This window comes from uncultured Tateyamaria sp., from assembly GCF_947496075.1.
Classification (GTDB): domain Bacteria; phylum Pseudomonadota; class Alphaproteobacteria; order Rhodobacterales; family Rhodobacteraceae; genus Tateyamaria.
In genome coordinates this window covers 784,412-803,581 of sequence record NZ_CANMBJ010000002.1, presented here as the reverse complement: position 1 = coordinate 803,581, position 19,170 = coordinate 784,412, and the positions used below count along the sequence as shown (strand labels likewise).

General features: G+C 60.2%; 20 protein-coding genes. 2 read left to right on the top strand and 18 right to left on the bottom strand.

The genetic code is table 11. The annotated features are described in order from the left end of the window. Window positions 1-61 precede the first annotated feature (61 nt). Window positions 62-406 (top strand): DUF427 domain-containing protein, encoded by a 345-nt coding sequence (locus Q1A51_RS07955; RefSeq protein WP_299200757.1) that lies wholly within the window; start codon window positions 62-64, stop codon window positions 404-406. Here the strand turns inward: Q1A51_RS07955 and Q1A51_RS07950 are convergent, their stop codons facing one another. The 18 genes from Q1A51_RS07950 to Q1A51_RS07865 form a co-directional block, all read right to left on the bottom strand. After that, window positions 407-2,095: a chloride channel protein gene (locus tag Q1A51_RS07950; RefSeq protein WP_299200759.1), complete on the bottom strand. Its 1,689-nt coding sequence runs from the start codon at window positions 2,093-2,095 to the stop codon at window positions 407-409. A gap of 96 nt (window positions 2,096-2,191) precedes the next feature. Further along, window positions 2,192-3,841 (bottom strand): DNA repair protein RecN, encoded by a 1,650-nt coding sequence (gene recN, locus Q1A51_RS07945; protein WP_299597659.1) that lies wholly within the window; start codon window positions 3,839-3,841, stop codon window positions 2,192-2,194. 40 nt (window positions 3,842-3,881) lie between these two features. Beyond that, complete coding sequence (locus Q1A51_RS07940) at window positions 3,882-4,751, bottom strand: outer membrane protein assembly factor BamD (RefSeq protein WP_299597662.1); 870 nt, start codon at window positions 4,749-4,751, stop codon at window positions 3,882-3,884. Window positions 4,752-4,858: 107 nt separating this feature from the next. Further along, window positions 4,859-5,782, bottom strand: coding sequence for a UDP-3-O-acyl-N-acetylglucosamine deacetylase (gene lpxC / locus Q1A51_RS07935; protein ID WP_299597665.1), 924 nt, complete (start codon window positions 5,780-5,782; stop codon window positions 4,859-4,861). Between the two features lie 198 nt (window positions 5,783-5,980). Beyond that, window positions 5,981-7,624, bottom strand: a complete 1,644-nt coding sequence (gene ftsZ, locus Q1A51_RS07930; RefSeq protein ID WP_299597668.1) for a cell division protein FtsZ — start codon at window positions 7,622-7,624, stop codon at window positions 5,981-5,983. A 351-nt stretch (window positions 7,625-7,975) separates the two neighbouring features. Next, window positions 7,976-8,401 carry a hypothetical protein gene (locus Q1A51_RS07925; RefSeq protein WP_299597671.1) on the bottom strand — a complete coding sequence of 142 codons (426 nt, stop codon included), beginning with the start codon at window positions 8,399-8,401 and terminating at the stop codon, window positions 7,976-7,978. Next, window positions 8,380-9,714, bottom strand: coding sequence for a cell division protein FtsA (gene ftsA, locus Q1A51_RS07920; protein ID WP_299597674.1), 1,335 nt, complete (start codon window positions 9,712-9,714; stop codon window positions 8,380-8,382). Before ftsA ends, Q1A51_RS07925 begins: the two co-directional genes overlap by 22 nt. 5 nt (window positions 9,715-9,719) lie before the next feature. Beyond that, entirely contained in the window at window positions 9,720-10,586 is an 867-nt protein-coding gene (locus Q1A51_RS07915) for a cell division protein FtsQ/DivIB (protein WP_299597727.1), read from the bottom strand. Next, window positions 10,574-11,491 (bottom strand): D-alanine--D-alanine ligase, encoded by a 918-nt coding sequence (locus Q1A51_RS07910; RefSeq protein WP_299201131.1) that lies wholly within the window; start codon window positions 11,489-11,491, stop codon window positions 10,574-10,576. The genes Q1A51_RS07915 and Q1A51_RS07910 overlap by 13 nt, the downstream gene beginning before the upstream one ends. An 80-nt stretch (window positions 11,492-11,571) precedes the next feature. Continuing rightward, a complete protein-coding gene (gene murB, locus Q1A51_RS07905; protein WP_299597730.1) occupies window positions 11,572-12,495 on the bottom strand; it encodes a UDP-N-acetylmuramate dehydrogenase in 924 nt (307 codons plus the stop codon). Between the two features lie 31 nt (window positions 12,496-12,526). After that, window positions 12,527-12,796, bottom strand: a complete 270-nt coding sequence (locus tag Q1A51_RS07900) for a hypothetical protein (RefSeq protein WP_299597733.1) — start codon at window positions 12,794-12,796, stop codon at window positions 12,527-12,529. Next, window positions 12,793-13,041, bottom strand: a complete 249-nt coding sequence (locus Q1A51_RS07895) for a DUF2484 family protein (RefSeq protein ID WP_299200779.1) — start codon at window positions 13,039-13,041, stop codon at window positions 12,793-12,795. The genes Q1A51_RS07900 and Q1A51_RS07895 overlap by 4 nt, the downstream gene beginning before the upstream one ends. Next, window positions 13,038-13,298 carry a DUF2484 family protein gene (locus tag Q1A51_RS07890; protein ID WP_299597736.1) on the bottom strand — a complete coding sequence of 87 codons (261 nt, stop codon included), beginning with the start codon at window positions 13,296-13,298 and terminating at the stop codon, window positions 13,038-13,040. Before Q1A51_RS07890 ends, Q1A51_RS07895 begins: the two co-directional genes overlap by 4 nt. Beyond that, a complete protein-coding gene (locus Q1A51_RS07885; RefSeq protein ID WP_299597739.1) occupies window positions 13,298-13,528 on the bottom strand; it encodes a hypothetical protein in 231 nt (76 codons plus the stop codon). Before Q1A51_RS07885 ends, Q1A51_RS07890 begins: the two co-directional genes overlap by 1 nt. Beyond that, window positions 13,525-14,931 (bottom strand): UDP-N-acetylmuramate--L-alanine ligase, encoded by a 1,407-nt coding sequence (murC, locus tag Q1A51_RS07880; RefSeq protein ID WP_299597742.1) that lies wholly within the window; start codon window positions 14,929-14,931, stop codon window positions 13,525-13,527. Before murC ends, Q1A51_RS07885 begins: the two co-directional genes overlap by 4 nt. 2 nt (window positions 14,932-14,933) lie before the next feature. Further along, the gene (locus tag Q1A51_RS07875; RefSeq protein WP_299597744.1) at window positions 14,934-16,031 is read right to left on the bottom strand and encodes a UDP-N-acetylglucosamine--N-acetylmuramyl-(pentapeptide) pyrophosphoryl-undecaprenol N-acetylglucosamine transferase; all 1,098 of its coding nucleotides are present in this window, start codon (window positions 16,029-16,031) and stop codon (window positions 14,934-14,936) included. Continuing rightward, window positions 16,028-17,191, bottom strand: a complete 1,164-nt coding sequence (gene ftsW, locus Q1A51_RS07870; protein WP_299597746.1) for a putative lipid II flippase FtsW — start codon at window positions 17,189-17,191, stop codon at window positions 16,028-16,030. Before ftsW ends, Q1A51_RS07875 begins: the two co-directional genes overlap by 4 nt. A gap of 119 nt (window positions 17,192-17,310) precedes the next feature. Next, window positions 17,311-17,838, bottom strand: a complete 528-nt coding sequence (locus Q1A51_RS07865) for a peroxiredoxin-like family protein (protein WP_299597748.1) — start codon at window positions 17,836-17,838, stop codon at window positions 17,311-17,313. A gap of 108 nt (window positions 17,839-17,946) precedes the next feature. Between Q1A51_RS07865 and Q1A51_RS07860 the strand changes: the two genes are divergently transcribed. Then, window positions 17,947-19,113, top strand: a complete 1,167-nt coding sequence (locus Q1A51_RS07860) for an NAD(P)/FAD-dependent oxidoreductase (protein ID WP_299599651.1) — start codon at window positions 17,947-17,949, stop codon at window positions 19,111-19,113. Window positions 19,114-19,170: the final 57 nt, after the last annotated feature.

Genomic DNA, 19,170 nt, shown 5'->3' with positions numbered 1-19,170 from the left:
CATTGATCTGTTACACCTGCCCTTCATCACAGCAAGAACACTGACGACAGGAGGCGCAGGCATGGCTGATCACATCAAGATCCGCAAGGCACCCGGCACATGGACAGTACGTGCAGGAGGGGCCGTTCTGGGTGAAAGCAGCAATGCGCTTGAGCTGAGTGAAGGTGACTATCCCGCCGTCATCTATTTCCCGCGTGGTGACATTGCGATGGCGTTCCTTGATCGCACAGACAAGACCACCCATTGCCCGCACAAGGGCGACGCCAACTATTTTTCCGTCGTCACAAAATCTCAGACGCTGGCGAACGCTGTCTGGACCTATGAGGACCCCAAAGGCGACGTCGCGCGGATCAAGGACCACCTTGCCTTCTATGGCGGCAACGGCGTCACGGTCGAGGAAATCTGACTAGCTATGCTCTTCTGCCGCGGTGGCAGCGAGTGCGCGATTGTAAGCCTTGAGCGCATCGACGTGGAACAACGCGCCCTGTAATTCCGGGGCCGCGTTTTCGCCGGTCAGCGTGACCACCGGAATGAAGGGTACCATTGTGCTGTCAAAAATCGGCAACGCGGCTTCCAGCGTCGCGCTTTCATCGACATAAATACCGTCTGAGATCATTTCCCAGCAGCGTGCTTCGTCAGCCATGCGGGCATCGCCCGGTTTGCGCATGACGGACCCGACCCGGAACATTGCCAAAAGGTAGGCCTGCGGGCCGGCGGCAAGGTGCACACCGCGCCGTTCCAATTGGGTCAGGAAGAAAGATCGATCCACCAGCCGCGACGACAGCGCTGTCGACATGGATACAGCCACCATCACGGCCAGCCCCGTTTGCCAGTCGCCTGTCAATTCGAACACGATCAGCGTTGTGGAAATCGGCGCGCCCAAAACGGCGGCAGCCACAGCCCCCATGCCCGCCAATGCATAGAGCGTTACGGACCCTGACACATCCGGGAAAATCCCCGTTGCCACGAGGCCAAAGCCGAGCCCGGTCAACGCCCCAATCATCAGCGATGGGGAAAACACACCGCCCCCCATACGCCCCGCCATGGTGATGGCGACCGCTGCGGTTTTCATCACGATGAACACCATCACCTCGTTCAGGGCAAGTTGCCCGGTCAGAGCCATCGATGTGGTTTCATACCCCACCCCGATGATGTGCGGATAAAAGATCGCCATTCCCCCCAAGAGTGCGCCAGCCACCGCAGGCCGCAACCAGCGGGGCATCCTGGTCCGACGCTGAAATTGCGATGCGAAATCGTCCGTCCAGAAGATGGAGCGCATCAGAACCACCGACACCAAGCCGCACAAAAGACCAAGAATAAGGAATGCAGGCAGCTCTTGGTAAAACACAAGTTCGTTTGCTTCGGGCAGCCTGAACTCTGTCACATCGCCAAACTCAAGCCGGTTGATGACGGTTCCGGCGACCGACGCGATGACGATGGGCGCAAAGGCGTGCACCGCGAAATGACGCAACACTACCTCGAGGGCAAAGAGCGCCCCGGCGATAGGCGCATTGAAGCTGGCAGAAACGGCGGCGGCCACAGCGCAACCAAGCAAGTCGCGCCCCGTGACGCCATCCGCCTTGATCCAGCGACACACCTTGGTCGAGATCACAGCGGCGATGTGCACCACTGGACCCTCTCGTCCTGTCGAACCACCTGTAGAGAGTGTGATGAAGCTGGCGAAAGCGGAGGCCACCCCTGCCCGCGTGCTGACACGCCCATCGCGCAGGGCAGCCCCTTCGATCACGTCCGCAACGCTGCGGGCAACGGCATCCTTGGTGAAATTGTGCAGGATCAAACCGGTGATCAATCCACCGACAATCGGAATGACCAGAATCCAGTACCACGGCAGGGACGACGCGAATGTGTGCAGGTATTGCACATCCTCGGTCCCGTACAGAAATGCCTGCAGCGCCTCGATCCCCTTGCGGAAAAACAGGGCCGCAAATCCGGCAGCAATCCCGATGGCAAGCGCGATGAACCAGAACTGGATTTGACTGGGACCGCGGCGGCGCAACACATGCCAACCATCCTTGCAGGCGGTGACTGCAAGGTCGAGTTGCTGGGACAGAACAGATCGGTCGGGGGCGGACATGAGGCCGGGCTACATAGATACGTGGCTGCTCAACGGTTACGCCCTTTGCTGCGCCTGCGAAAGCCCTCGCACCATCACAGTGCGGCGACTGTGACCTTAACCGCTCAGCAGCGCGCGTGCTGCGCCACGGGCTTCATCCGTAATCGTGTCGCCCGCAAGCATGCGCGCAATCTCATCCACACGCTCAGGCGCCGCAAGCGGCACAACTTGCGAGGTGGTCATGCCGCGCGACACCTGCTTTTCCACGCGCCAGTGGTGCGCGCCCAAAGCCGCCACCTGCGGTGAGTGGGTCACCACCAGCACCTGCCCCGTTTGGGCAATCTGGCTCAGCCTGCGGCCCACGGCATCTGCCGTCGCGCCGCCAACCCCGCGGTCAATCTCGTCAAAAATCATGGTGAGGCCAGATTGTTCGCGCGTCAGGCACACCTTGAGGGCCAGCAGAAAACGGCTGAGTTCACCACCCGATGCAATCTTGTTCAGGGGGCCAGACGGTGCACCAGGGTTCGTGGCAACTGTAAACGCCACGGCATCGCGGCCATCGGGCCCAGGTTCATCCGCGGTGATCTGGGTTTCAAAAACCGCCCGCTCCATCTTGAGCGGGGCCAGCTCCGCCATCACGGCCTTGTCCAGCGCCTTGGCCGACTTCCGACGCGCTGCACCAAGTTTTTCTGCTGCTGTGTCATAGGCCGCTTCGGCCTCTGCCAAAGCCGATTGCAGGCGGCCCAGATCGGCATCCCCTGCGTCCAGCGCAGACAGTTTTGCGCGCAACCCATCCGCAAATGTGGCCAGGTCATCCGGGGACACATCGTGCTTGCGCGCCAACCCGCGAATGGCGAACAACCGTTCTTCGGTATCCTCCAGCTCGGTCGGGTCAAAAGTCAGATGATCCAGTGCGGATACGATACCGTCCGTTGCCTCGTCCAACTCGACCATCGCACGCGCCAATGCGGCAAGGGGCGCATCAAGTTGGCCCTCGGCCTTTTCAGCAACACCATCAAGCCAGCGGATGGCATCACTCATGGCCCCTTCGGCCCCGTCATGGCCCAGTATCTGGTGCGCGCGCTGCACATCTTCGCGAATGCGCTCGGCCCCTTGCATCAACCGGCGGCGGGTGTCGAGCTCGGCCTCTTCCCCGGGTTGTGGATCAAGAGCATCCAGCTCAGCAACTGCGTGCCGCAGGAAATCCTCTTCATCACGGATGGCCGCCATCGCCGCTTCGGCTGCGGCCATGGCCTTACGTGCTTGGCCCATTGCCCGCCACGCCTTGCGCGTCTTGCTGCGTGCAGCATCAAGCCCCGCAAATTCATCCAGGATGACACGGTGGCCGCGCGGGTTCAGCAATCCACGGTCATCATGCTGGCCGTGCAATTCGATCAAAGTGTCAGAGAGCGCACGCAGCACTTCACCCGAACAACGCCGGTCGTTCACCCAAGCCGTTTTGCGCCCATCCACAGTATTTATACGCCGCAGAATCAACTCGTCTTCGGCTGGCAATCCCGCCTCATCCAACACGGCCCGCGCGGGATGATCATCGGGCAGGTCAAACCATGCTGTCACCTCGCCCTGGGCAGCCCCCTGGCGCACCAGATCAGCACGGCCCCGCCACCCCAAAACGAAACCAAGACTGTCCAGCAAGATGGATTTGCCCGCGCCGGTTTCTCCGGTCAACACGTTGAGGCCGGGCTGGAACTGCAATTCCAGCCGGTCGATAATCAGCATGTCGGAAATATCCAGCCCGCGCAGCATTAACAGACCCTCATGAAGGTCGACAGGCCCCGCCCTAAGATCAGAGCCACCGTCCCCGGATCATCTGTCGATAGATCTGCGACAGCCAATTGTTTCCGCGCGCGTTCGGTTCAAGACCTTGACCCGTCAGCAGGTTGAAGCTGTCCTGATACCATTCCGTGGCTTGGAAGTTGTATCCAAGGATGGCGCCAGCGGTCTGTGCCTCATCCGTGAGGCCGAGCGACAGATAGGCTTCGACCAGACGGTGCAACGCTTCGGGCGTATGGCTCGTGGTTTGGAAATCCTCGACCACAACACGGAAGCGATTGATGGCAGCCGAGAAGTTGTCGCGGCGCAGGTAATAGCGACCGATCTCCATCTCTTTCCCGGCCAAGTGGTCGAATGCGAGATCAAATTTCAGGATCGAAGATCTGGCATATTCACTGTCCGGGTAGCGTTCGATGACCTCACGCAGCGATTGCAGCGCCTGGAATGTCAGGCCCTGGTCCCGGCCAACTTCGTCGATCTGGTCATAGTAGCTGAGCGCAAGCAGGTACTGGGCATAGGCCGCATCATCATCATCCGGGTAGAAATCGATGAAACGTTGCGCGGCGGACCTGCTGTTCGGATAATCCTTGTCCCGGTGATGGGCAAAGGCCTGCATGATCAGCGCCCGTCGCGCCCAGTCAGAGTATGGGTAAAGCCGTTCAATTTCCGAGAAGTAGAAGGCTGCTTCCGGCAGCTCTCCCTGCTCCAGTTCGAACTCGCCCCGCTCGAATATCTGCTGTGCGGTGAAGTTTTCGAGCGGTACTTCCTGACGGTTGAAAAAGCCGCCTGTGGTTGGTCGCCCGCTGCTGTTGCCGCAAGCCGCAACAAGAGCGGTTATCGTGACGACAGCCGCGAGACGCGTCATGGATTTTACGCGGGTCATTCCTTGCCACCCCCAAGATGCTCAGCACCGCCCATTTCAGGCTGTTTGCCCGTCTCTAGCACAAAGTTTCGGGAGGATGAAATGACGATTTGTCCGGATGGCGCGGATCAGGCGACTTCAGGGATTTCATCCCATACCAAGCCCGATCCGGGCAGGCGCGCCGTCATCTCAGCGTCGCAGGTCACCATGCGCACAGCGTCAGGTGTTGCGAACAGTTCACGCAGCAACTGATTGGTCAGCGTATGGCCTGCACGCATGCCCGTATAGTGGCCAATAATCGGCGCTCCGGCCAACGCCAGATCACCAAGTGCATCCAGCATCTTGTGACGTACGGGCTCGTCCGAATGGCGCAAGCCGCCCGGGCTCGATACCCGGTCCCCGTCAAAGACAACCGCATTGACACCGGGCGTACCGCCCAGGGCCAAGCCGTTGGCCTGCATCTGCTTTACGTCATCCTTGCGGCAGAAGGTGCGGCTGTCACTCAGTTCGCGTGCAAAGCTGCCATTGGACATGTTCAGAGACTTCGACTGGCGCCCGATGGCTGCATCCGCGAAATCAATATGGAAGTCGATCCGCACAACATCCGAAGGCGCAATGGTGGCTGTCGCATCCCCTTGGGTGACAGTGACCGGCTTCAGCACTTCGAACGCGCGCACACGAGCCGGCAGACGACGCAGGCCGCGCCGCATGATGCCACGTACAAACGGCAGAGCCGATCCATCGACGATTGGCACTTCCGGTCCGTCAATTTCGATCAGGGCGTTGTGGACACCGCAGCCTGCAATGGCGGCCATGATATGTTCCACGGTCCCAACAGACACACCCGCCTCGTTCACGAGTGTCGTGCACAAAGGGGATTGGCGAACCACGTCGTAGCGCGCCGGGATCAGCGCATCGCGATCCGAGATGTCAGTACGTCGGAACCAGATGCCATGTTCCGCCATGGCCGGACGCACAGTCAAACGCGCAGGTTTCCCGGAATGCAATCCGCATCCGGTAAAAACAACTGGTCCTTTGACGGTCGTTTGCACGGGGCCCACCCATTACAGTTTCATGACATCGCCAGAGCTAAGGTGGCACGGGCAAACACTCAACTCACTCTTTGCAACGGTATGAAACATGGATGTAACGACTGCGCAGCAATGCGCGCATGCGTCAGTAAGTATTTGGAAAATATAAATTAAAAGGGCTGCCTCAAGGCAGCCCTCATGCCGGTTTGTGACCGGTTTTTAGTTTGCTTGGCGCCGCAGGAAGGCCGGAATTTCAATCCGTTCCTGATCTGGGTCAACTGCTTCGGCGGGCCGTGGCGCCGGTGCGGGTGCCGGAGCTGCGCCATGTCCCTGAACCGGAGGCTGCTGACGCGCAGGGCGTTCAGGCGCTGTCGGCGCGCCTTCGGCGGTGCCGGTCATGCGATTGATCAACGAGTTGATACCAAAGCGCGGCTTCTCTGCGCCCGACGCGGCAGGTTGTGCAGGCTGCGGTGCAGGTGCCGCGGCAGGTGCTGCCTTTTGCGTGGCGGCGCGCAACCGAGCCAGCGCCTCGGGCGATGGGGTGCCGGGTGCCGGGGCGCGAGGCGCGACGAATTCTTCTGCAGGAGTGATTTCCGGATCCGGCTTCGGTTCGAACGCCGCCACCTGCGGCTGGTAGGCTGGCGGAGGCAGATCATCCCCTGCCGCGGCAGGCGTTTCATCCGCAAAGATGTCCTCGGCCATGTCCTGTGCCGCCACCTGTTGAACGTCCATCTCCTGGAACAGCGATGGCTCTTCTGCTGCTGCGGCAACCGGCGCTGGCGCGGGTTCTGGAATATGCTCTGCTGCCGGAGCAGGCGCAGGCTCTTCCGACATGACCGGTTGGCTGAGCGGTGCCGCCATCGAGCGGCGCGGCACAGGGATTTCGCTGTTTACGTCGGATGCGTCAATGCCTGTCGCAACCACGCTTACGCGCATGTTGCCTTCCATCGCTGTGTCGAGGGTCGAACCCACGATGATGTTCGCATCTGGATCGACCTCTTCGCGGATGCGGTTGGCCGCTTCGTCCAGTTCGAACAGGGTCAGGTCGTGTGCGCCGGTGATGTTGATCAGAACACCCTTCGCGCCACGGAGCGAGATTTCGTCCAGCAGCGGGTTCGCAATGGCCTTTTCGGCGGCCTGGATCGCGCGATCTTCACCGTCTGCCTCGCCCGTGCCCATCATGGCTTTGCCCATCTCGTCCATCACGGCGCGCACGTCTGCAAAGTCGAGGTTGATCAGGCCCGGACGCACCATCAGGTCAGTCACACCCTTAACACCTTGATAAAGCACGTCATCAGCCATGCTGAATGCTTCGGTAAAGGTCGTTTTCTCGTTCGCCAGACGGAACAGGTTCTGGTTGGGGATGATGATCAGCGTGTCGACCATCTTTTGCAGCGATTCAACGCCGTCCTCGGCCTGACGCATCCGCTTGGCGCCCTCGAATTGGAAGGGCTTGGTCACAACACCAACGGTCAGAACACCCAGCTCGCGGGCCGCTTGCGCGATGATCGGCGCAGCACCGGTACCGGTGCCGCCGCCCATACCGGCAGTGATAAAGCACATGTGGGCACCCGCAAGGTGGTCCACGATCTGCTCAATCGATTCTTCGGCTGCTGCGGCCCCCACGGATGCGCGCGCCCCTGCGCCAAGACCCTCGGTCACCTTGATCCCCAACTGGACCCGGTTGGTCGCGGCGGACTGTTGCAGCGCCTGCGCATCGGTGTTGGCAACGACGAATTCGACGCCATCCAGTTGTTTTTCAATCATGTTATTGACGGCGTTGCCACCAGCACCGCCAACACCAAACACGGTGATGCGGGGTTTCAGCTCGTCATGTCCGGGCATGGAGAGGTTGAGGGTCATAGATCAGTTCCGCCTGTCTGGTTTGCCGCATTCGCGGGTGTTTTTGTGCCTAAATCCCCGCAATCTTAGCGATTCAACGCCCCAACGTCACCCACAAATCGCAGTTTCACCGCAAAATATGGCCATATTCGAATGATGATCCGCAAAATTTCGCCGAAACATGCACATCTTGGGTCTCAAAGCGGCAATGACACAAGCAACACAACAGTGCGCGCCGCGAAGGCGTGCAAAGAACGGGTTTGGGTGCAAACTGCTCGGTCTGCCATGTGTTGCGGCCTGCCATGTGCCGCGCGCCTCTTTCGGGCGTTGGACGCAGGGTGGTCCATAACGCCCTGACAATCAAGCGATTCCCTAGCTCAGCGGCACCTCCGGACACCCCAGATCCTGATCGTTGAGCCGCGCCAATTGGCTTTGCCCAAAGCCACGCCCCAGACCAAAGACCATAAGAGTCCCCTCCGTGTCGTAAGGCACCCAGCACACCGGCTCGGTCTGATCTAGATCACGGTAAAGGAAGCAGACCTGCCCGTCGGGCGTCGTGATTTCACCGTATACGCATCTGTTTTCGCGACCGCGCCAAACGGAAAGCCTTGGGGATAGGAACTGCTCGACGCCAACCAGATTGCCTCGGCTGCGATCATAGAACGAAACTGTTTTACCCGTGACCCTTGCCAGAAACTCTTCGGGGGCGATCCGCTGTTGGGCCGTGCCCGGTTGCCCAAACAGCACCGCCAGCACAATCGCGAATAGGCGGTCGCCTACCAATTGTCGCGGAACCATTTGACCGCGCGCCGCAGACTGCGCGCAGGATAGCGATCCGCGGGGATATCGAAATCCCACCATTCGTCCTGCGGATGGGCCGCAAACAGGGCCAGACCGACAGCCGACGCAAAGCCGGGCCCGGTCGCCGCCTGCGGCAAACCGTGAACACGCAGAGGCCGGCCCAGACGCACCTGCTGGCCCAGGATTTTAGAGGCGAGACCGTCAAGGCCGGGGATCTGGCTGCCGCCACCGGTCAAAACAATCTGTTGGCTGGGAAGGTGATCGAAGCCCGCAGCATCCAGACGGGCGCGTACCTCTTCCAATATTTCTTCCACACGGGGGCGCATGATTCCAATCAATTCAGCCCGAGACGCCGTGCGGCGGTCATGTTCGTAGTCGCCTGTATCACCACCGATTTCGATCATTTCGCGGTCATCCATACCGGTGGCATGCACGCCGCCATAGAACGTCTTGATCCGTTCGGCATTGGCCATAGGCACTTGCAAACCCATGGAAATGTCGCTGGTCACATGGTCCCCGCCCATGCGCACCGCATCACCGTAGATCATATGTTTCTTGATAAAGATCGACACGCCAGTCGACCCACCACCCAGATCGATACAGGCGGAGCCAAGTTCTTGCTCATCCTCCACGAGTGCGGCGATCCCGGACGCGTAGGACGATGAGGCAATACCCGCCAGTTCCAGATCACAGCGCTTGATGCAATGCGCCAAGTGCTGCACGGCAGAAGCATCGACAGTCAGCATATGCAGATCAACAGCCAATTCATTGCCCAACTGGCCGCGCGGATCAGACAGGCCCGAGCGGTGATCAAGCGCGAAGTTCACAGGCTGCGCATGCAGCACCTCGCGTCCTTCCCCATAGTCCGGCACATCGCAGCGCGACAGCACGCGCGCCACATCCTGTTCAGAGACGATGCCCCCCTCAAGATCAAGCCGCGCATCAAGGCCATAGCTACGTGGCTCAGCCCCCGCAAAACATGCGATCACGTGATCCACGCGGATACCGGCCATCTTTTGTGCGGCCTGCAACGCGGTGCGAATGGCACGTTCGGTTTCCTGCATGGCACATATCTCGCCAAAACGAACCCCACGCGACCGGGTTGTCGCGGCCCCGATGACCCGAAAGCCGGATTGCCCGGCCAGCGAGCCGATCTCACCCTCTTCGCCCAGTTGGTTCGTGCCGTCAAAACGCAGAACCAGACAGGCAATTTTCGAACTGCCGACATCAAGGATTGCCACGACACCCCGCTGCATCGCGATCTTGCGCATGTTACGCATGCTGCGCTGGCTGGCATAAAGGTCGGTCATCACTACTACTCGGTCCCCGGGGTCAACTGTCTGATACGCCGCCATTCGGCGGTGGAATTGTCTGTCATGCGCACGGTCGGGCGATCCTCCAAACGCAGGTCGATGCGGGCGATGTCGCGCTTCAACACCTCGTCCACACCATCAAGGGCAATCACCCGCTCCAGCGCCTGCACCGCACCGTCTGCGGGCAGCATGATGCGTTGGTTGCGGTCCAAAACGACGTCCCAACGCCGGTCACCCAGGCGGACAAGCCCGCGCATCCGATCACCAAGCGGTGCGCCCGCTGCGATCAGCTTCATGGCCTCATCCACGTGGCTCGCGGCCCCCTCCCCCGCGATCACGGGCAGATCGGGACGCAGCCCACGCCGTGCAATCGGTCGAACCAGTGCTCCGGCGTCATCAATCAGGGTCAAACCCTCGGGCTTGCGCCAGATGGCAATGGGAACCCGGGGCGTGATGTCCACCTGCAAGACGCCGCCCGGGCGGATCCGCACAGAGGCTTCCTTGACCGGGGGCATCTCGCGCACCGTCGCGCGGATGGTTGCCGGATCAAGGTCAAAGGAGGAAATCGGGAAATCGAGCGGAACAGCCGTGCGGATGGCTTCGGACAATTCAGTGTCCGCGCCATCAATGGCCATGAGGTTCACCATGAATTCCGGGCGTTGTTCGATGCTCGCACGGGCCTCGGCAACCGTGGCATGAATGGCGGCCTGGGTGTCAGGATTTGACAGCCACCATGTCGCGGCACCAAATGACAGGACAAACGGCACGCCCGCGCGCAGCATCAGCCGGATACCGGGCGTCAGCATCAACCGCTGCATCCGCCATGACCAGCGCGAAGGTGCAGGATCGGCACGCTTTACCTGTTGCATGACGCATCCTCCACCATCCAGGCGCAGAACTCGCCAAAGGACATGCCCGCCGCCTGCGCCTGCTCGGGCGTCAGCGATGTTGGGGTCATGCCGGGCTGCGTGTTGATTTCAAGCAGGATCAAACCTGCGGCGCCCTTGCTTTCATCCCAACGGAAATCGGTGCGCGTGACACCTCGGCACCCAAGCGCCTGGTGCGCCCGCAACGCATAATCCTGACACATGTCGGCAATTTCAGAAGGCACATCCGCCGGGATCACATGGCGCGATCCACCGGGTTTGTACTTGGCGTCGTAGTCATACCAACCGTCAGTGATAATGTCGGTCACACCCAACGCGCGATCCCCCATCACGGTGGTGGTCAGCTCGCGCCCATGCGCGAAGGCTTCAACCATGACCTCTTCGGGCATGTCGTCACTCAGGCGCGGCGGGCTGTTGGCCCCCTCGTTGACGAGGTAAACACCAACGCTCGACCCTTCATTGTTGGGCTTCACGACATAGGGCACCGGCAGAACGTGATCGGCCATCACGTCTTCTTTCGAACGGATCACGCTATCGACAACTGGCAAGCCAACGGTCCGAAAGACGTCCTTGGTACGTTGTTTGTCCATGGCAAGGGCCGAGGCAAGCACCCCGGAGTGCGAATACGGGATACCCAACCATTCAAGAATACCTTGGACACAGCCATCTTCGCCCCAACGGCCATGCAGGCAGTTCAGGACGGCATCAGGCGATATTGATTGCAAAACGGAAACAAGATCGGGGCCGGCATCGACCTCAACCACATCATATCCCATGTCCCTCAGCGCGGCTGCGCAGGCCTGTCCCGTTGACAACGACACCTCGCGCTCAGCCGAGGGGCCACCCTTTAACACCGCCACTTTGGAACGTCTGCTCGACTGCCCCAACATGTGCCTCTAAGTCCCGGGGTCCTTTTGCGAACCCTCGATTTATACGCCGATTTTCGGCCTGCCTTGCGCGTGGAACCCTATGCCGGATCACCAATACGCATGATTTCCCATTCTAGCGTGATGCCACTGGAATCGTAAACCTTTTTTCGCACTTCTTCGCCCAATCCTTCGAGATCAGCGGCGGTCGCCTGCCCAGTGTTGATCATGAAGTTGGAATGCTTCTCGCTCATCTGCGCCCCACCGCGCCGCGCGCCACGCAGGCCCGCGTCATCAATGACCTTCCAAGCCTTCAGATCGTGCACATCGTCGTCCTTCCCGGTGGACGAGAACCCTGCCGGGTTACGGAACGTGGACCCTGCGCTACGGTCCTTGGTGGGCTGGGTCGCATCGCGTTTGGCCAATTGGTCCGTCATGCGCGCATGCAACTCTTGCGGGTCGCCCTTGGGCCCGCGCAGCGTCACATGGGTCAGGACCGCGCCCTCGGGCAGGTCGGTTTGGCGGTATTGGAAGTTAAGGTCGCTGGCGTCCAAGGTAGTGATCGTGCCATCCCTCAGCACGATGTGCGCCTTCACAAAAACATCTGCCGTGTAGCTGCCATAGCAGCCCGCATTCATGCGCACGGCACCACCGATGGCACCCGGAATGGTGCGCAAAAACGTCAGATCAATGCCTGCATCCGCTGCTTTGCGGGCGACATGTGCATCAAGTGCCGCCGCCCCTGCCGTGACCGTATCACCCTCCACTTCGATGCCGTTAAAGCCGCGTCCCAGACGGATCACCACGGCCCGCAGGCCGCCATCGCGCACGATCAGGTTGCTGCCAACCCCCATGGGAAAGACCGGTGCAGAGGGATCAAGGGCAGAGAGAAACGCGCTCAGATCCTCGATGTCAGCAGGTTGGAAAAACCAATCCGCCGGGCCGCCAACACGCAACCAGGTCAGGCCGGACAAGTCCTTGTTCGGGGTCAGTGTGCCGCGTACGGCTGGCAGGTCATAACTCATGCCGCTGCAATGCCGCCATGGGTGGAAGAGGTCAAGTCGCCTTGGCGTGACGGCGGATCAAGCCGCAAAACACAGCGCCGCCCAGCAACCCGGAGGCCATGGGCAATGCCACCAAAAAGGTAGCAACCACGACAGCAAAACCATCACCCGGAAGCGTGGTGGGCGCCAGACTGACCCACAAGACCGCCGAGGCCAGCAGAATGAATACGCCCGCCAAACTGCGCAACATGAAACGCGAGGCCATCGACCATCCAGCTACAATACCCAAACCAAGCGCCGTAAGCGCAATTGCATACATCATCGGATCACCCTCCCTTTGATCCAGCGGCTCAGGTAGATGACCGGCCACCGCAGAATGCTCATCCCCGCGACCATGACGACAAGACCCAGCCAGGGGCCGTGCTGCCACGTGACGTAACCGATAATCGGAATACCAATGGCAATCAGCGCATACGCATTGGTCCAATGGTTGTCCCGGCTTGGCATCATGGCAAGCACGTTTGCCGCGACGCCCCAAAGGCACGCAAGGATCAGAGAAAGGCTCATGAACGGAGCTCCGGCGGAAGTTGAGGATTTTGGCCACGGGCCTTGGCCAGGAAATAGCGCAGCGGGTTGCGAAACATCGACACAAACGCGGCAAGAGCGAGGGCACCCGCCCACCAGGCAACGCTGATGCCAACCCACAGGATCAACGCAGGCGCTACGATCAAGAGAGTGACACCAGGAATGTATTGATGGCGCATGGGCAGCATCGCGACAATTGTCGCGGCAAAAACCCAACCGATACACGCCCAGATCAACATCAGCTGTCCCCTCCAAAGCGTGTGCCGAGCGTCCAGCCCAACATCAACGCCAGCGCTGCCGGACCAGCAAAGAACAACGGTGACCCCGGAGCACCTGCAAACAGGTTGTACAAGCTGAGGATCACGCACAGCACAATCAGTGCACCCAAAACCATGGGCAGGTTGCGCATGCGCAGCAGGATACCGACAGGCATCATCAACAAGCCAAAGATAATCGCGAGGGTACTCACGCCGCCCCCTTGTGCAACCGCGCAGGCAAACCATTGGCCCATGCGCTGATCGACCCGGCCCCAAGGCACACGACCATATCACCGGGGCGCGCCTGTTCGCGCACCAACCGTTCCAGGTCGTTTTCATCGACCACAGCACGAGCATGGCGGTGGCCATGACGGATCAGGCCCGCAACCAGATCATCGCGGCTGGCCCCTTCGATCGGATCCTCGCCCGCGGCAAAGATGTCCGCGATCCCCACGACATCGGCATCATTGAAACAGGAACAGAAATCATCGAAATGATGATGCAGCCGCGTGTAGCGGTGCGGCTGGTGAACCGCGATCACGCGGCCGGTTGTCGCTTGGCGCGCAGCTTTCAACACGGCAGCAATCTCCGTTGGATGATGGCCGTAGTCGTCGATGATCGTAATGCCTTCAACCTCGCCCACGCGGGTAAACCGACGGTTAACGCCGCCGAAATTGGCAAGAGCCGTGCGGATCTCATTCGCCTTCATGCCCAGATGGCGGGCCACGGCCACAGCGCTCAAAGCGTTCGACACGTTATGATCGCCGGGCATCGGCAGGCTGCAACCTTCGATCACCTGATCCTCAGCCTGCAAGGCAATGTCGAAATGCGCCACACCATTCTCATAGGTCAGGTTCATGGCCCGCACATCGGCTTGCGCGTTGAAGCCATAGGTCGTCACGCGGCGGTCGGTGATCTTGCCAACAAGGGCCTGCACATCCGGATCATCGGTGCAGCACACCGCCAGACCGTAGAACGGGATGTTCGACACGAAGTCATAGAAACCCTTGTGCAGCGCCTCTTCGGTGCCCCAATGCTCCATATGCTCGGGGTCGATATTGGTCACGATGGCAATCGTCGCCGGCAAGCGATTGAAGGTGCCGTCGCTCTCATCCGCTTCAACCACCATCCACTCGCCATCACCCTTCCGGGCGTTCGAGCCATAGGCGTGGATGATGCCGCCATTGACGACGGTGGGGTCAAACTTGCCCTCATCCAGCAGGGCCGCAACCATGGTTGTGGTTGTCGTCTTACCGTGGGTTCCGGCCACGGCAATGTTGGACCGCAAACGCATCAGCTCCGCCAGCATCTCGGCCCGCCGCACAATGGGCAATCCGCGTGCGCGGGCGGCGTCAAGTTCCGCGTTTCCCGGCTTGATGGCGGACGAAATCACAACCACCTCGGCCTGTTCGACATTCTTGGCATTCTGACCGACGAAGATATGCGCGCCCAGTTCCTGCAACCGATCCGTGATCGGCGTGCGTTTGAGGTCCGACCCCTGCACGACATATCCATGGTTCAACAGCACCTCGGCGATGCCTGACATCCCAATCCCGCCGATACCGACGAAGTGAATTGGTCCCACATCTCCGGGCAGTTTGGTTGCGGCATTCATTGTCAGGTCCCTTTCTGGGCGAGGGTTTCGACCATGTAGACAAGCTGTTCGGTGGCATCCGGTTTGCCCACGGTCAGCGCGGCGTTGGCCATCTGCAACGCGCCGTGGGGATTGTCCAGCACGGCGTTGATCTGTTCCGCCACGTTTTCGACGCTCAACTGGCTTTCCGGGATTAGAATTGCAGCACCTGCATCCACCAGACCGCGCGCATTTGCGGTTTGATGATCCGCTGTGGCGGCCGCATACGGAACCAGGATCGACGGACGACCAATAATCGCAATATCTGCCACCGATGATGCGCCCGAGCGCGAGATTAAGAGCTGCGCCTCGGACATCCGGCGCGGCACGTCGTGGAAGAAAGGCTGCACATCGGCATTGATGCCGTTTTCTGCATAGAAGGTGCGCACGCGGTCTTCATCTTCGCCGCGCGCCTGATGGCTGACCCGGATGTTACGCAAACGGTCCATGGACAGGCTTGCAATGGCAGGCGGGATGACATCCGACAGGATGCGCGCACCCTGACTGCCGCCGATCACCAAAATCTCCATCGGGTAGTCACCCGGGGCGATGTATCCGGCCCCTGCCCGCTCCAGCACCGCGTTGCGCACGGGGTTGCCCACATAGGTGCCTTCGACACCTTCGGGCAGTTCCGTGGGCCAGGTTCCGCACGCAACGGCGTCCATGCGCTTTGCAAACAGTTGGTTCACGCGGCCCAGCACACCGTTCTGCTCATGTATCATACGTGGAACACGCAGGATCGCGGCGGCGGCAAGCGCCGGAATGGTCGGATACCCACCAAACCCCACGACAACAGCCGGCCTGTCCCGCAGCATCTTGATCTTGGCTGCCGCTATGCCCGCAGCAATACGAAACGGAACAGCAATCTTGGCCAGCACCCCGCCACGCGCAAAGGTGGCCGAGGACACCTGTTCAATCTCGGTCGTGTGCGGGAACCCGCCCGTATAGCGGGCGCCGCGCGCATCCGTACTCAGCTTCACCCGCCAACCGCGCGCCAGCATTGCCTCGGCCAAAGCCTGGGCCGGGAACATGTGACCACCGGTGCCACCGGCTGCGATCAGAAGAAGCGGCTGTTTCGTCATCGACGGCGCCCCAAAAGATCCGAAATCTCACCCTGCGGACGGCTTCGGGTGAAGGCCAGCAGCATGCCGACGGCAATACCCGACGCGATCACGGACGAACCACCATAACTGACAAAGGGCAGTGTCATGCCTTTGGCAGGCAACAGGCGCACGGCGACACCCATGTTGATCATCGCCTGAACACCAAACATGCAAGCCAGCCCCGTACCCGCAAGGCGGATAAACGGATCGCGTTCGCGCACCAACCGCATCAGCGACCGCACGACAATACCGGTGTAAAGCGCGATGATGCACAACACGAGGATCAGACCGTATTCCTCGGCCGCCACGGCAATGATGAAATCTGTATGTGCGTCGGGAAGTGACCATTTCACCTGCCCCTCACCAACACCAACACCAAAAAGCCCGCCCTCCTGGATCGCATTTGTTGCATATCCAAGCTGAGTCCGCGGATCGACATCAGGGCTTAGAAAGCCATCAATACGACGGGCAAAGTGCTCCGAATTGGAATAGGCAATGGTGCCACCAAAAACGACCAGCCCGGCCATGCCGACCAACAGGATCATCGGCGCACCGGCCACGAAATACATGACACCCCAGCCAAACAGGACAAGGCAGGCCTGCCCAAAGTCAGGTTGCAGGGCCAGCATCAAAACGATCGAGACACACAGCGCAAAGGACCACGTGCGCCCCGGCGGGCCGTTCAGCTCTTGGCTGGCGGCTAGCATCCACGCAGCGGCCACGACAAAGCCCGGCTTCAGAAACTCGGACGGCTGAATACTGGCAAAGCCCATCGAATACCAACGGACCGCCCCTTTTCCAAAATCCGTCCCAAAAAACGGCAACAGGGCGAGCGCCACAAAGGACACCAAGAAACCCAACACCGCCAAACGGCGCACCACGACCGGTGACATCATCGACGTGATGATCATCAGGATCAGCGCAACCGATCCAAAAAACGCTTGCCGCGCCACATAGTGAAAAGGAGGAAAGCCGTTTTTCTCGGCCAATGGAACCGACGCCGCCAGCGCCAAAAGCAGGCCAATGGCGAACAGAAAAAGGACACAACTCAGTGACCACTTGTCAACGGTGCGCCACCATTTTGGAAGAATCGGTTCGCCGTCCCGCACCGGGACCGCGCCATAGACCATCTCAGTCATGATCTGCCGCCTTGCTGCCTGTACTGCCTCACGCCCTTGGTTGATCCAAGGTGCTGCGCGATACCATAGCGGCAAATGATCACGCGGGCCAGCCTTTGTTTACTGGCCCGCCAGCGGGGTTATGCCGCCTTGTGTGTCCCGCGGATCGGGTAGTCATTCGAACGCACGAATTTGACACCGTTCAGCACGCTTTGCAGATCGGGGCGCAAGAACGGGGCGTTCGACACATCGACCATCTGAATGGCGCCATCACCGTTCACGACAAACAGGCCCGGCTCTGGAAACGGCTGATCGGTTTCCTGCGGGCTGCGTGGATCGGATATGTAAATGCCCAGCGCGTCCATCTGCGTCACACTCAGCCCATAGCCCATGGCCAGGCTCAATTCCTTCTCATCGACCATCGCTTGCGCCTTATTCTCCGGATCACCGGATACAGTCACAACATCCACGCCCAAGGCGTTGAAATCACTCTCAAGCTCTTGCAATTGGGCGAGGTATTTCTTGCAAAGTGGACAGTGCAGACCGCGATAAACAACAACCAACTGCCAGTCGTGCCCGCCCCTCGGCGTTCCAAGGGACAACGTACCGCCACCCAATCTGGCGACATCAAGTTTGGGGAAAGCACTCCCTGCGGCCAAAGCTGTCATTCTGCATATCCTTTTCTTTTTGCAACATTCTTCTCGACCTAGGAAATGCAAAGGCCCACACAACCCCAAGAGCTTGACCCTTTATGTGCGATGCTGCACGGGGACGTCATGGAATACGACACGCTTGTCATAGGGGCCGGAGCTGCGGGCATGATGTGCGCAGCACATGCAGGGGGGCGTGTGCTGTTGATCGATCACGCCAAGGCCCCCGGCGAAAAGATCCGCATCTCGGGCGGCGGACGCTGCAACTTCACAAACCTCTATTGCGACGCACATGCGTTCATCGGCCAGAACCCGCATTTCGCCAAGTCCGCGCTGGCCCGCTACACGCAATGGGACTTTATCGACCTGATCGACCGGCACGGCATCTCGTGGCACGAAAAGACACTGGGCCAACTGTTCTGCGACACCTCGGCCAAGGACATCATCGCCATGCTGCGCGGTCTGTTGCAGCAGGCAGGTGCCGAACTGCACCTGCAAACGTCGGTCACCAAACTGGCCAAGCGCGACGGCGGCTTTGCCGCAACCTTGCATGACGGGCGGAACATCAAGGCCCGGCACATCGTCATGGCGACAGGCGGCAAATCCATCCCCAAGATGGGGGCTACCGGCTTTGCCTATGATATCGCACGCCAGTTCGGGCACCGGGTGACCGAAACCGAACCTGGCCTTGTCCCCTTCACCTTCCCCGACCGCCGCTTTGCCGACATTTCGGGCGTCGCATGCCCCGCGCGGGTCACGGCAAATGGCACCAGCTTTGACGAAGCCATGCTGTTCACGCATCGCGGTCTGTCTGGTCCGGCCATTCTGCAGGCCTCCAGCTACTGGCATGCAGGTCAGGACATCACCGTGCATCTGGCACCCGAGACGGACCTGACCACAATTCTCCGCGACAAACGGCAAACAGACGGAAAAAAAGCACTGACAACCGAACTGGCACGCCACCTGCCCGCACGGCTTGTCGACCATCTCAGCACTCAAATGGATATGTCGGGGCGTCTGGGTGACATGTCGGACGCGCGGATCAAGGCACTGACCCACGACCTGCAAAACTGGCTTTTGACGCCGGGCGGCACAGAAGGCTACCGCACAGCGGAAGTGACCCGAGGTGGGATCGACACCGACCAGATCAGCTCCAAAACCATGGAGTCGCAAACCACCCCCGGTCTGTTCTTCATCGGGGAAGCATTGGATGTCACCGGCTGGCTGGGCGGGTACAATTTCCAATGGGCCTGGTCATCGGCCATGGCCGCGGCACGCGCCATCGAGAATTAATCCAAGCCCGAAAGAAGCCGCAAGGCGCGCCCAAAATCAAAATGGAATGCGCCGCAG

What these genes read in the sequence shown, in the direction of transcription:
- ftsZ (WP_299597668.1), bottom strand. Translation starts at nt 7,624, where the DNA reads ATGACCCTCAACCTCTCCATGCCCGGACATGACGAGCTGAAACCCCGC.
- Q1A51_RS07865 (WP_299597748.1), bottom strand. Translation starts at nt 17,838, where the DNA reads ATGACAGCTTTGGCCGCAGGGAGTGCTTTCCCCAAACTTGATGTCGCC.
- Q1A51_RS07875 (WP_299597744.1), bottom strand. Translation starts at nt 16,031, where the DNA reads ATGACGAAACAGCCGCTTCTTCTGATCGCAGCCGGTGGCACCGGTGGT.
- murB (WP_299597730.1), bottom strand. Translation starts at nt 12,495, where the DNA reads ATGAGTTATGACCTGCCAGCCGTACGCGGCACACTGACCCCGAACAAG.
- ftsA (WP_299597674.1), bottom strand. Translation starts at nt 9,714, where the DNA reads ATGACCGACCTTTATGCCAGCCAGCGCAGCATGCGTAACATGCGCAAG.
- Q1A51_RS07940 (WP_299597662.1), bottom strand. Translation starts at nt 4,751, where the DNA reads ATGACCCGCGTAAAATCCATGACGCGTCTCGCGGCTGTCGTCACGATA.
- Q1A51_RS07915 (WP_299597727.1), bottom strand. Translation starts at nt 10,586, where the DNA reads ATGCAACAGGTAAAGCGTGCCGATCCTGCACCTTCGCGCTGGTCATGG.
- Q1A51_RS07900 (WP_299597733.1), bottom strand. Translation starts at nt 12,796, where the DNA reads ATGATGTATGCAATTGCGCTTACGGCGCTTGGTTTGGGTATTGTAGCT.
- Q1A51_RS07950 (WP_299200759.1), bottom strand. Translation starts at nt 2,095, where the DNA reads ATGTCCGCCCCCGACCGATCTGTTCTGTCCCAGCAACTCGACCTTGCA.
- murC (WP_299597742.1), bottom strand. Translation starts at nt 14,931, where the DNA reads ATGAATGCCGCAACCAAACTGCCCGGAGATGTGGGACCAATTCACTTC.
- Q1A51_RS07895 (WP_299200779.1), bottom strand. Translation starts at nt 13,041, where the DNA reads ATGAGCCTTTCTCTGATCCTTGCGTGCCTTTGGGGCGTCGCGGCAAAC.
- Q1A51_RS07860 (WP_299599651.1), top strand. Translation starts at nt 17,947, where the DNA reads ATGGAATACGACACGCTTGTCATAGGGGCCGGAGCTGCGGGCATGATG.
- ftsW (WP_299597746.1), bottom strand. Translation starts at nt 17,191, where the DNA reads ATGACTGAGATGGTCTATGGCGCGGTCCCGGTGCGGGACGGCGAACCG.
- recN (WP_299597659.1), bottom strand. Translation starts at nt 3,841, where the DNA reads ATGCTGCGCGGGCTGGATATTTCCGACATGCTGATTATCGACCGGCTG.
- Q1A51_RS07890 (WP_299597736.1), bottom strand. Translation starts at nt 13,298, where the DNA reads ATGTTGATCTGGGCGTGTATCGGTTGGGTTTTTGCCGCGACAATTGTC.
- Q1A51_RS07955 (WP_299200757.1), top strand. Translation starts at nt 62, where the DNA reads ATGGCTGATCACATCAAGATCCGCAAGGCACCCGGCACATGGACAGTA.
- Q1A51_RS07925 (WP_299597671.1), bottom strand. Translation starts at nt 8,401, where the DNA reads ATGGTTCCGCGACAATTGGTAGGCGACCGCCTATTCGCGATTGTGCTG.